The organism is Ruegeria sp. YTSC325 (genome assembly GCF_059609525.1).
Genome location: NZ_JBXWLY010000007.1, coordinates 149252 through 161737, shown reverse-complemented (window position 1 = coordinate 161737; position 12486 = coordinate 149252). Strand labels below are relative to the sequence as shown.

Genomic DNA, 12486 nt, shown 5'->3' with positions numbered 1-12486 from the left:
GGCCACAGTGGATTCAGCAACAGCCCAATTTACCGATCGCCGGACGGAGACCCAAAGGTCTTTTTCGGCTTGTCGGGTCGAACGGGTTGCGCATTCGGGCCATCTGCCACGGTCGGCGCCGGTGCACGTAACAGATTACGTAAAAACAAAGGGGCCAGACCGGACAGTGGATTGACCGACACTTTAGGCGCACTCAACGGGCCGGTCAGCGTATAGTTAAAGCCGATCACCCCTTCCCCCTTCTTGGTAAAAACACTGCCGATCGCGTTGACCAAGTAGATCGGCGAGATCGCCCCCCGCAGATTCAGAAGCCCGTTTGCCAGATCAACCGTACCGTCGAACGACAGCCCCATTGAGGGACCAACGGCGCTGCCACTTAAGACCTTGATCTCGGTCGGCGTAATGCGCATCCGACTTTCGATAGTCGAGAAAAAGATGCCTTGCCCGGCCATTTCGTCGATCAAACCGACAAGGCTGATGGCGTTCAGCAGCGCCGCCATCGCCGGAGCGTCGGTTATGCGGGTGTTCGAAATTTTCAGGTTGGCGTCGTAGTCGCTGCCGTTGCCTACTGGTTCCAATGTCATGGTCAAGGTCCCGCCGCGGGCCTGCGTAATCACCCCGGCAGATCGCAACGCCTCACCGGCATCTTCTGATGTCAATTCGACCGCGCTGCGTGCACCTCTGGGCGTGATAGTACCTCGAACCGGCGCAGCACCGTTGATACGTGCCGTGAACGCACCGGCGACGCCGCCCGTGGTTCGGAAATCGCCTTTGAAACCCGTCAGGGCGATGCTGTCTGTCACTTGCAGGCGGTCCAGTACCACATCCAGGTTAGGCCCGTTTCCAGCCCCTCCGCCACCACTGCCGCCACTTCCTCCGAAGGTGGCCGCCCCAAGATTCATCACCCCGCCCTGTACCCGGATATCGGGCACGGATGCGCCGCGGCTGACCAGTTCCGCCGGAACTGCAAGCCAGTTGCCCAGATCGAACGAGCTGAATTCGACCTTATCGAACTCACCACCCTCGCGGAACGAAATCGACGCGGTGCTGCGAAGTCCAGCCGCATCCAGTTTCAACGAGTTGACCCGCAGCTGATCGCCCAAGGTCGCGTCGAGGGTCATTGCGCCTTCGATCCGACGGCCTTTGCTCCAACCCAGTTCGGGGATCGACAGGCCCACCCCCACCAGATCAGAAGTCGCGGTGAGTTCTATGGGCTCGCCCGCGCCGATGCCCAATGTGATGTCAGCCGTCCCTTCTCCGGTCAGCATCCCTTGCGGCAGCCCGGCCTTCAACTCGGTCATCAGACGTGGAGACAGCTCGATTTCGCCTGAGAGTTCGCTGCGTTGCGGAGCTGCCCCTCCGATGGGCTGTCGCCATGTTGCATGCATTGGAACGTCGCCAAACAGGCCGTACCCTCCGATCTCGACGGCAGTCTGATCTCCGGACAGGGTCAGCCGGTCGGAGCTGACGACGAACCCCGGAACCAGACGATCGCTTTCCACGTTGTCTATGTCACCGGTAAAGTGGAACTCGGTGTCTTCGAACTTTAGCCCCTTCTTCATCGGCAGCGACAGCGTGCCTGAAAGGCTGACATCTCCTGCTGCAAGGTCTATCGGCAACCCGGCTTTACTCAGCAACTCCAGTGGCGGCAGATCCAGCAGCGACAGCGCGGCAGTGGCTTTACCCTTGGCCTTGATCCGCACAATCGCGGGCGAGTTCTTTTTAAGTGTCGTGTCAGGGATGATAAACGACGTCCCCGACGCATCCACGGCGCCACCCTGATCGGCGATCACAACGCCGCTTTCTGCCGAGGCCGTAAACCGGTTTTCCAACAAACTCACCCGCCCTTGCGCGTTCTGGATGGGCGGCAAGGTCTTGGCGTATCTTATCTTTGCGTTATCGAAACCGAACCCCAAATAGATATCTGGCTTGGTTTCAGGGCGCAGGCGCAGCGAGAGTTCTACGCCCGAAAAATCGCCTTCGTACAGGTTCTCAGACACCCACAAGCGCGGCTTAGGAGCCAGAATTTCGGGCCAATAGTTTAGCAATCGGTCCGCGGTCATATTGTCCAGATCAGCATCCAGCGCCGCCACCCATCCGTCCGGGCGACCCAGCAAGCGCCCCGAGGCCCGCAGCGTATGACCAGCTTCGACAAGCGTCATTTGCCCCAGGCGCAATTCGAAAGGCAGGAGCTTCATCTGAAAGTCCAACTCAGCTCGGGCTGATTCCAACGATTCCGGGAAAAGACCACCGGGATAGATGTCGATGTCGTTCAGTTTCAACTGAGCGGTCAGGCTCTCTAGCGTACCATCTTCGATGCCCTCCAGAAACGCTTTGCCTTCAGCTTGAACCGCCCCGAGATCCGAGACCACGGATGCTTCGTTGAAGTCCAGTACGTGCTGGCTCGGGTCATAGGTGAAATATGTACGGGCCGAGTCGAACCGTATTGGGCGCGTCTCGGGCGTCGGCTGAACTGCACCCGCACCAAGGTTCAGTGTCGCGAATAGTGGGCCCAGAGACGCCTGGTCATCGACGCTGCCACGCAAAGATCCTGAAATCGGGGCTTTCAGAACCTGCAACCACGACAGGGCGAGGCTTTGCCCCGCTATATCTTCAGCTGGTAAGTCTGTGATCGAAAACCCGAAACTCGCCTGTGGGCTGCCTAGAAGGCTTGTGTAGTTTGCCTCAATCGAACTGGCATAGTCCCGCCCCGTCAGAACCGAAAACCCCGTGGCAAGGCGCATCTCGTCCCCATCGCGCGTTACGTTGATATGACCGCCATCAAACACCCAAGCCCGTCCCAGCCGCAGGTCTTGATAATCCAACGTCAGCGATTGCAGCTCGACCGAGCGCAAACCGGACAAGATCGGTGACAAGAACACGTCATCCGATTCTTCAATCAACTCGGCCAGCGTCGGCGCTTCTTGCACCGGAGAGCTGCCGGACCCGACCGTCAGCGACAGCGCTCCGTCCTTGTTACGCGTCAGCGCGATCTGCGCATCTTGCAGGATGATGCGGCGGGGCCGGATTTGCCCACGCAGAAGGCCCCGCATTGACAGGCGCGTGCGCAGATCTCCGACCTGAGCGATCTGTTGCCCGGTCGCGTCGCTGATCGTCACGTCACTTAATTTGAGGCGAGGAAGCCACTGCTCATTGACAAAAAACGTCGCCTCTCCAAACCTGACCTTCAAACCGCCCAACGTCTGATCCAGCCGATTTTCAGCCTGAGTGCGCATCCATTGCGGCGCGTGCAACTGGTGACCGATCAGAAAGAACCAACCGGCAACAGCCAACCCACCGAGTGTCAAAGTAACGCCAAGGGTCACATAGGCGGCCAACCGACGACGCGACCTGCGACGCCGAGGTGTCTGGCTCTGGTCTGCACTTTTTTCGTCGTGCTGCACCAAATTGCTATCCACGCCTTTCAACCCGCTCGTGCCGCCCTATGATCCCGAGCAGCACATAAAAACCTTTAACGGAGTTTCCAATGCCCGACGTTACAGACATCGCCCCTGATTTCACTTTGCCCCGTGACGGCGGTGGCGAGGTCACGTTGTCGGATCTGCGCGGAGGTGCCGTCGTTTTGTTTTTCTATCCCCGTGATGATACGCCGGGCTGCACCAAGGAATCCATCGGTTTCTCGGAACAACTTCAGGCCTTTGCCGATGCCGGGGCTCACGTTTTCGGCATTTCGCGCGACAGCGTCGCCAAGCATGACAAATTCGTCGCCAAACACAGCCTGACCACACCGCTTTTGTCCGACGAAGGATCAACCGTATGCGAAGACTATGGCGTCTGGGTCGAAAAGAACATGTATGGCCGCAAGTCGATGGGGATCGAACGGTCTACATTTCTGATCGACGCCGAGGGCAAGATTGCCCGCGCTTGGCGCAAAGTCAAAGTGCCCGGTCATGTGGATGAGGTGCTTGAGGCGGTGCGCGCGCTCTGACGGCTCTTTCCTGCGGTTGCCATCCGGTTTAAGACCCGCCCAAACCTGAACGGAGCGGACCTGTGCCCAAAACACTGACCCTGATGGCAACCGAAGTTCTGACCACGGCGGATGGGCGGGCCAAGACCGCCCTGTCCAAACGCTATGCTGCCGAATGGTTCGCTGCGCGAAAAGGCGATGCACCCGAGATCAAGGTCGGTACCTCGACGCCTCCGCTACAACCGGCGCGGCCGGAACGGCCTGAACTGCTGTCTCCCCGCGAAGTACCCAAACGCAAACCTGGCACCGTAGCTGGACGGATCGCGTTGTTGCACGCAGTCGCCCATATCGAGTTGAATGCGGTTGACCTGCATTGGGACATCATTGCGCGGTTCGGTCATGTTCCCATGCCAATTGGTTTCTATGACGACTGGGTCAAATGCGCCGAAGAAGAATCGCGCCATTTCGAAATGGTTTGCGATTGCCTTGAACGCATGGGCAGTCACTATGGCGCCCTGCCCGCCCATGCCGGCATGTGGCGTGCCGCTGAAGACACGGCCGAGGATCTGATGGGGCGTCTGGCCGTTGTCCCGATGGTGCTTGAGGCGCGCGGGCTGGACGTTACGCCGGGCATGATCGACATCTTCCGCAAAGCCAACGACGACCACGCCATCGCCGCGCTTGAGGTCATCTATGCCGAAGAGGTGGGACATGTCGCCTATGGATCAAAATGGTTCCACTTTTTGTGCGGAAGAGAGAATGCAGATCCCAAGGATGTGTTTCATGAGCTTGTACGGCGCTATTTCCACGGGGTCCTTAAACCTCCGTTCAACGAGGAAAAACGCGCTGAAGCCGGGTTGCCACCCGACTTTTACTGGCCTCTGACCGAAGACCTGCCTGCGCCAGGACAAGCCCATTAAACATGCGCAAGTTGACGCTATCGGCAACTTCCCGCCTAAAACTGGCGGGAAAAAACCGGTTTCATGTGTGAACTGGTTAACAAACTTGCCCAAATCACATGTCCCCTCTATGCAGTTGCCTCAAGGGACGGAGATCACTCACAACCGGTCCCGAATTTGGGGATGGACAGAGGGAAGACGCGTGCGAACACGTCTGGCAATCAAACTACACTCACTGCTCGAGCGGCACTTTCCGGAACGCCGGGTTTTTCTGAAATCTGACAATGATACGCGGTTTATCCGTCTCAGTTCCGAGACGCAGGTGATTGCCGTTGCGGGCGTCGCCGTCTTCGTTGGCTGGACTGCCGTCGCAACCGCAATCCTGCTGATGGACAGCATTGGATCAGGTAATTTCCGCGAGCAGGCCAAGCGGGATCAGGCAACCTATCAGGAACGTCTGAACGTACTTTCAGCCGAGCGGGATATGCGTGCCTCTGAGGCGCTAATGGCGCAGGACCGTTTCAACACGGCGCTTGAACAAATTTCGACGATGCAATCCGAGCTTCTGGCGTCGGAAAACCGCCGCCGCGAGTTGGAAACGGGCATTGAAGTCATTCAAACCACTCTGCGTGCGACGATGAAGCAGCGCGAAGACGCGCGGCTAGAGTTGGCCAGCCTCAAGCAGGAGGATGGCGCGGACGCTTACATGGCAAACGTGAGCAACCCGGCTCAGATGGATTTCATGACCCAGGCTTTGGCCCGCACGGCCTTGGAACGGGACCAGATCGCAGCCGACGCCAAGGACGCGCTTGAACAGCGTGATGACCTTGAGCTGGAAATCCGGCTCATGCAGGAACGAAGCGACGAAATTTTCCGTCAGCTGGAAGAGGCGATGGTTATCTCGGTCGAGCCGCTCGACAAGATGTTCCGTCAGGCAGGAATGCCCACAGACCGTATCATTGAAGAAGTACGGCGCGGGTACAGCGGCATGGGCGGCCCCCTAACCCCCATATCCTTCAGCACGCGCGGCGAGGAACTGACCCCCGACGAAGTCCGCGCGAATACTCTGCTGCAGCAGATGGACCAGCTGAACCTCTATCGCATTGCCGCCGAAAAGGCGCCGTTTGCAAGCCCTGTGAACGCGGTCGTGCGTTACACCAGTGGCTTCGGCACCCGCCGGGACCCCAAGACCGGTGGCCGGCGCATGCACAACGGTGCCGATTTCGCTGGTGCGCATGGAACGGATATCTTCGCGACCGCCGATGGTGTGGTCACCCATGCTGGCTGGCAATCAGGGTTCGGACGATTGGTAAAAATTAAGCATGCCTTTGGAATTGAGACACTTTATGCTCATAACACCAAGATACGCGTAAAGGTTGGTCAAAGGGTCTCGCGCGGGGATCATATTGCTGATATGGGTAGCACCGGACGGTCGACCGGCACGCATCTTCATTACGAGGTACGCGTGAATGGAAAACCTGTTAACCCAATGACTTACATCAAGGCTGCGAGAAATGTTTTCTAAGAGCAAAATCAACGAGCCCGGAACCAAAGACACAGAGGCCGCAAAACCGGCTGCCCCCGCGACGCCTGCCGCGCCTGCGCCGTCAGAAGCCAAGGCCAGCACTGCGCCCAAGCCCAAGCCCCCGGCATCGGTTCTGTCGTCAGATCTGCACATCACCGGCAACCTGAAAACATCCGGCGATATTCAGGTGGAAGGCACTGTCGAAGGTGACATTCGCGCCCATCTGCTGACCATCGGTGAAACTGCGACCATCAAGGGTGAGGTCACCGCAGATGATGTCGTGATCAACGGCCGCATCGTAGGCCGCGTGCGCGGTCTGAAAGTCCGCCTGACCTCGACCGCACGTGTCGAAGGCGACATCATCCACAAGACCATCGCGATCGAAAGCGGCGCGCATTTCGAAGGTTCGGTTCAGCGTCAGGACGACCCGCTGAACCCCGGCCGCAGCGCCAAGGGTGGTGCAAACCCGGCTGCAGAGGTCAAACAGTAAAGCAGGCTCTGCCTTATTCTATGAACGCCGCGGGGAAACCTGCGGCGTTTTTGGTTTCAAGCCCCGGCTGCGCATAGTAGTCTTTGCGAATGCTGATTTTTTTCTCGGTTCTGCTGTTGGTCATCGGCTTTTTTGCCTATCGTCATTGGTCCAAGACTCAGGCGCGCAATGCGCTGCTGGCCGCCCCGCTGTCCGATCATCAGCGTCGTGTGATCGACGCTCAGGTGCCTCTGATACGCCGCCTACCGAAAGATCTGAGGGCCAAGCTGGACGGCAAGGTCAATCTGTTCCTAGACCAGGTCCGCTTTTTTGGTTGTGACGGGCTGGACGTCACCGAAGATATGGAATTGGCCATCGCCGCACAGGCCAGTCTGTTACTGGTCAATCGGGATATCTGGTACGACAACCTGACCACCATTCTGATCTACCCCACTGCATTTAAGTCGCGTCAGCGCAGGCAGGATGGCTACGTTATCAGCGAGAAAGAGATCGTGCGCACGGGCGAAAGTTGGGATCGCGGCCCGGTGATCCTGTCTTGGACGCACAGTCAGCAAGGCGCGCTGAATGATCGCGACGGGCAGAATGTCGTGTTGCACGAGTTCGCGCATCAAGTCGACGACCTCTCGGGGGGCACAAACGGAGTGCCAATCCTCAGCAACGGTCAGAGCTTTGCAGAATGGGAACGGGTGTTCCTGAGCGCCTACGACGCGCATGTCAGCGCCGTCGAACATGGTCGACACACCGTTATCGACCCCTATGGCGCTACCGGGCATGAAGAGTTCTTTGCAGTCTCGGTCGAAGTTTTCTTCGAGCGGCCCGTCGCGCTCAAGTCCAAGGCGCCCGAGGTCTACGAACAACTGGCCAAATTATTCCAACTGGACCCTGCAAGCTGGGCCTGACAGTACAGTTTCACAAAAATTCATTTTTGAATTATAGTGAACCCATTGTTTTTGGGAGGGCTTTTCATGTCATCAAAACTCATGGCCGAATTCTTCGGCACGTTCTGGCTGGTTCTGGGCGGCTGCGGCAGCGCCGTTCTGGCAGCTGGTGTGGCCGATGTGGGCATCGGCTGGCTGGGTGTATCCTTTGCCTTTGGCCTGACGGTTCTGACCATGGCCTATGCGGTCGGTCAAATCTCGGGCGGGCACTTCAACCCGGCAGTCAGTCTCGGCCTTGCGGTTGGTGGCCGGTTTTCACCAAAGCTTCTCATCCCGTATTGGATCGCTCAGGTTGCGGGCTCTGTCGCTGCCGCTGCCGTCCTATACGTGATCGTCAGCGGCGCGCCGGGTTTCGAAGGGGTCGGCAGTTTTGCCACCAACGGTTTCGATGAGGCCTCGCCACAGGGATATTCGATGGCATCGGCGCTGGTGATCGAAATCACGCTGACCGCTTTCTTCCTGTTGATCATTCTGGGTTCGACGTCGAAATTTGCGCCTGCCGGGTTTGCGCCGATTGCCATCGGGCTTGGCCTGACACTGATTCACCTGATCTCGATCCCGGTGACAAACACTTCGGTCAATCCGGCCCGATCAACCGGAGTTGCCCTGTTTGCCGAAGGCCCCGCGATGGAGCAGTTATGGCTGTTCTGGGCGGCCCCATTGGCGGGGGGCATCATTGGCGCAATCATCTGGAATGTGATCGGCGACGATTGAGCCATTCAAAGAAAAGCCCCGAAGCGCATTGCCACGGGGCCTTTTCTGTTAATCGGTCACTGTGACCTTTTTCATTACATCAGGCTGTCCGATCACTGCGCCGTTAGGTCCGTCACCACGCTTGATCGCATCGACGACGTCCATCCCGCCGGTTACCTGACCTACAACCGTGTATTGGCCGTTCAGGAACGGCCCCGGCGCAAACATGATGAAGAATTGCGAATTTGCACTGTTAGGGTCCTGGGCTCGCGCCATACCGATCACGCCACGATCATAATTGTAGTCCGAAAACTCGGCTGCCAGATCGGGACGATCCGACCCGCCTGTCCCGGCGCGGCGCAGGTCACTGCCCAGACGGCCATGTTCAACATCGCCGGTTTGCGCCATGAACCCCTCGATCACGCGGTGGAAGACCACCCCGTCATATTTGCCTTCAGCCGCCAGAGCGCTGATCTGCTCGACATGTTTCGGGGCAAGGTCATCAAACAGATCGACAGTCACGGTGCCATTGGCGCCCTCACCTTCAATCTCGATCTCAAGGCCAGTGGCCAGCGCGGGGCTGGCCAAAACGGCAAAGGCGGCGGCTAGCTTATACATCGGCCGCCACCTTGACGCTGATCATCCGGTCGGGGTTCATCGGCGGCTCGCCGCGAACAATCGCGTCTACATGCTCCATCCCGTCGATGACGCGCCCGTACACGGTGTATTGGCCGTTCAGGAAGTGATTGTCCTTGAAGTTGATAAAGAACTGAGAGTTGGCTGAATCCGGGTTCTGCGACCGCGCGGCACCCAGCGTGCCCCGGTCATGCGGCAGTTTCGAAAACTCAGCCGGAACGTTGGGCAGCGACGACCCACCTGTGCCTGCCATACGGATGTTGAACCCGTCTTCCATGTCGCCGTGCTGAACGTCGCCGGTTTGCGCCATGAAACCGTCGATCACACGGTGGAAGGCCACGTTGTCATACTCACCGCCACGGGCCAGTTCCTTCATCCGGGCCGAGTGCTGAGGGGCCACGTCGGGCTGCAGCTCGATGACGACATTGCCGCCTTTGAGTTCGATGATGATGGTGTTTTCGGGATCCTTGATCTCGGCCATGAGGCCCTCCTGTCGTTTGTCTTGCGCAAATACCTATGCGGCATGGGCGTGAATGCCAAGTGACGCATTGACCTGAGGGCAAAATGCAGGAAAAGAACCGCCTAAATCGTATTTAACGGCAAGGATGGAACGATGGGCTGGAAAACGCTGGACGATATGGACCTGAACGGCAAGCGCGTGCTGGTGCGCGTGGATATCAACGTGCCGGTCGTTGACGGCGTTGTGACCGACGCCACCCGTATTCAGCGCATCGTACCCACCGTGCGCGATATCCTTGCGGCGGGCGGAAAGCCGATCCTGCTGGCGCATTTCGGCCGTCCGGGTGGCGAGCGCCGCGAGAACCTGTCGCTGAAACAGCTGATCCCCACCCTGACCACCGCTTTTGACGCAGATGTTCTGTTCGCGGCCGATTGCGTCGGGACCGAGGCCGAACTGGCCGCTGAACAACTGCAGCCCGGCCAGGTGCTGCTGTTGGAAAACACTCGCTTCCATGCGGCTGAAACCAAGAATGACGCCGATCTGGCCGCAGGTATGGCGCGTCTGGGCGATGTCTATTGCAACGACGCGTTTTCCGCCGCGCACCGCGCCCACAGCTCGACCGAGGCCATTGCCCGGCTGCTGCCCGCCTGTGCAGGTCGCCTGATGCAGGCCGAGCTTGAGGCGCTCGAGGGCGCATTGGGCGCACCGAAACGCCCGGTGACGGCCGTGGTGGGCGGGGCCAAGGTCTCGACCAAGCTGGAGCTGCTGGGCAATCTGATCACCAAGGTGGATTATCTTGTGATCGGCGGCGGCATGGCCAACACCTTCCTCGTGGCCAAAGGCGTGAATGTCGGCAAGTCCCTCGCCGAAACCGCGATGAAGGGCACCGCGGCCGAAATCATGGCCAAGGCCGACGGCGCGGGCTGCACCATCGTTCTGCCCACTGACATCGTTGTCGCCGAAAAGTTTGAGGCCGGTGCGCCGCACCAGATCCTGCCTGCGGACCAGTGTACTGACGAGGGCATGATCCTAGACGCAGGCCCCGACAGTGTCGCAGCGATCTCGGATATCTTCGACCAAAGCCAGACGCTGATATGGAACGGCCCGCTGGGCGCATTCGAGATCGAGCCCTTTGACGCCGCCACCAATGCATCCGCCCTGAAAGCCGCCGCCCTGACCCGCTCGGGTAACTTGGTATCAGTCGCTGGCGGAGGCGACACGGTCGCGGCGCTGAACGCTTCGGGTGCCGCCAAGGACTTCTCGTATATCTCGACCGCAGGCGGCGCGTTTTTGGAGTGGATGGAAGGCAAAACCCTGCCGGGCGTCGCCGCGCTGGACCAATAAAAACTCGACCTCTGACGCATTTTTGCGAATCAGGGGATTCACAACCCGAATCGCCTGTGACATAGTACTTTCAGAGGTCCAAAAGGGCCCGTTATTGAGGCGTTTCATACGGCGGTAAACAGAGTGTCCCGTTCCCATCGGCCCGGTTTGGGCGCAGTCGCATTCTTTATGGTAGCTTTTATGCTGGGTGTGTATTTCACCTTTGCTGCCGTTCAGGGTGACTATGGCCTGTTCCGACGGGTCGAGATTGCAGCGGAACGGGACGCCCTGTCGCGCGATCTTGGGAAGCTAGAAGCCGAGATTGCTCAGATGGAAAACCTCACACGCCGTCTGTCAGATACATATCTGGATCTGGACCTTTTGGATCAGCAGGCGCGTTCAGTATTGGGCATGATCCGTTCGGATGAGATCGTTATTCAGTGACCCTTTCTACTGAGTAAACCCAAAATACCTTCGCGACGATTTCCGCAGGTTTCGACGCTGCGTCACATTTCTCCTCGCCACAAAGCGACAAATGCTTTATTGAATAGTTTAACGCTAAACTATCTTGCCGAGAGGGGGAGATCGCCGATATGGCTGCGCGAAAAACCACAAAGAAACCAAATGTTTCTGCGGAAGAGCTTACCACATATTACCGGGAAATGCTGCTGATCCGCCGATTCGAGGAGAAGGCTGGTCAGCTATATGGCATGGGCCTGATCGGTGGGTTCTGCCACCTGTATATCGGGCAAGAGGCTGTTGTCGTCGGACTTGAGGCGGCAGCCGAAGAAGGCGACAAGCGGATTACTTCCTATCGCGACCACGGCCACATGCTAGCCTGCGGCATGGATCCGGGCGGCGTGATGGCGGAACTCACCGGACGTATTGGCGGCCTGTCCAAGGGCAAAGGTGGTTCGATGCACATGTTCTCGAAAGAGAAGCATTTCTATGGCGGCCACGGCATCGTTGGCGCGCAGGTTCCCTTGGGGGCAGGTCTGGCTTTTGCCGACAAGTACAAGGAAAACGGCGGCGTCACCTTCACCTATTTTGGCGACGGCGCGGCTAACCAAGGTCAAGTTTACGAGACGTTCAACATGGCTGCCCTGTGGGACCTTCCGGTGGTTTTCGTGATTGAGAACAACCAATACGCCATGGGTACAGCGCAAGCGCGCTCCACCTCTTCAGCGGATATCTATCACCGCGGACAAGCATTCGGAATCCCGGGCGAAATGGTCAACGGTATGGACGTGCTTGCGGTCAAAGCCGCTGGTGAGAAAGCCGTCGCACACTGCCGCTCCGGAAAAGGCCCTTATATCCTTGAGGTCAAGACCTACCGCTATCGTGGCCACTCGATGTCCGACCCGGCAAAATACCGCACCCGTGAAGAGGTTCAGAAGGTCCGCGAACAAAGCGACCCCATTGAGCATGTGCGCGAACTGCTGCTGACCGGCAAACACGCGACCGAGGATGACCTGAAGGCGATCGACAAAGAGATCAAAGAGATCGTCAACCAGGCCGCCGAATTCTCGAAAGAAAGCCCCGAGCCTTCCGTCGAAGAGCTCTGGACCGACATTTACGCCTGAGAGGACGACTA

Annotated in this window: 12 protein-coding genes; 9 read left to right on the top strand and 3 right to left on the bottom strand. The window is 58.4% G+C overall.

The annotated features are described in order from the left end of the window. Positions 1–29: 29 nt before the first annotated feature. Positions 30–3419, bottom strand: a complete 3390-nt coding sequence (locus AC2FF7_RS12285; protein WP_480865772.1) for a YhdP family protein — start codon at positions 3417–3419, stop codon at positions 30–32. Positions 3420–3487: 68 nt separating this feature from the next. Between AC2FF7_RS12285 and AC2FF7_RS12280 the strand changes: the two genes are divergently transcribed. The 6 genes from AC2FF7_RS12280 (at position 3488) to aqpZ (ending at position 8494) form a co-directional block, all read left to right on the top strand. Further along, positions 3488–3949 carry a peroxiredoxin gene (locus AC2FF7_RS12280; RefSeq protein WP_170354500.1) on the top strand — a complete coding sequence of 154 codons (462 nt, stop codon included), beginning with the start codon at positions 3488–3490 and terminating at the stop codon, positions 3947–3949. An 83-nt stretch (positions 3950–4032) separates the two neighbouring features. Beyond that, complete coding sequence (locus AC2FF7_RS12275; protein WP_480866641.1) at positions 4033–4848, top strand: ferritin-like domain-containing protein; 816 nt, start codon at positions 4033–4035, stop codon at positions 4846–4848. Positions 4849–5029: 181 nt separating this feature from the next. Next, complete coding sequence (locus AC2FF7_RS12270) at positions 5030–6352, top strand: DUF5930 domain-containing protein (RefSeq protein WP_170354501.1); 1323 nt, start codon at positions 5030–5032, stop codon at positions 6350–6352. Further along, the gene (locus AC2FF7_RS12265) at positions 6342–6842 is read left to right on the top strand and encodes a bactofilin family protein (protein WP_170354502.1); all 501 of its coding nucleotides are present in this window, start codon (positions 6342–6344) and stop codon (positions 6840–6842) included. Before AC2FF7_RS12270 ends, AC2FF7_RS12265 begins: the two co-directional genes overlap by 11 nt. 89 nt (positions 6843–6931) lie before the next feature. Continuing rightward, positions 6932–7741 (top strand): M90 family metallopeptidase, encoded by an 810-nt coding sequence (locus AC2FF7_RS12260; protein WP_496905692.1) that lies wholly within the window; start codon positions 6932–6934, stop codon positions 7739–7741. A 66-nt stretch (positions 7742–7807) separates the two neighbouring features. Continuing rightward, complete coding sequence (gene aqpZ, locus AC2FF7_RS12255; RefSeq protein ID WP_170354504.1) at positions 7808–8494, top strand: aquaporin Z; 687 nt, start codon at positions 7808–7810, stop codon at positions 8492–8494. A gap of 48 nt (positions 8495–8542) precedes the next feature. Here aqpZ and AC2FF7_RS12250 read toward each other — a convergent pair whose 3' ends face one another. Beyond that, positions 8543–9091 (bottom strand): peptidylprolyl isomerase, encoded by a 549-nt coding sequence (locus AC2FF7_RS12250; RefSeq protein WP_480865776.1) that lies wholly within the window; start codon positions 9089–9091, stop codon positions 8543–8545. After that, positions 9084–9590, bottom strand: coding sequence for a peptidylprolyl isomerase (locus AC2FF7_RS12245; RefSeq protein WP_496905691.1), 507 nt, complete (start codon positions 9588–9590; stop codon positions 9084–9086). The genes AC2FF7_RS12250 and AC2FF7_RS12245 overlap by 8 nt, the downstream gene beginning before the upstream one ends. 132 nt (positions 9591–9722) lie before the next feature. On the opposite strand from AC2FF7_RS12245, the gene AC2FF7_RS12240 reads away from it, so the two are divergent. The 3 genes from AC2FF7_RS12240 to pdhA all read left to right on the top strand — a co-directional run bounded on the left by AC2FF7_RS12240 (position 9723) and on the right by pdhA (position 12475). Next, a complete protein-coding gene (locus AC2FF7_RS12240; protein WP_480865779.1) occupies positions 9723–10913 on the top strand; it encodes a phosphoglycerate kinase in 1191 nt (396 codons plus the stop codon). Positions 10914–11036: 123 nt separating this feature from the next. Then, complete coding sequence (locus AC2FF7_RS12235) at positions 11037–11336, top strand: FtsB family cell division protein (protein ID WP_170354508.1); 300 nt, start codon at positions 11037–11039, stop codon at positions 11334–11336. A gap of 149 nt (positions 11337–11485) precedes the next feature. Next, on the top strand, positions 11486–12475 hold the full coding sequence (gene pdhA, locus AC2FF7_RS12230) for a pyruvate dehydrogenase (acetyl-transferring) E1 component subunit alpha (RefSeq protein ID WP_170752606.1): 990 nt from the start codon (positions 11486–11488) through the stop codon (positions 12473–12475). Positions 12476–12486: the final 11 nt, after the last annotated feature.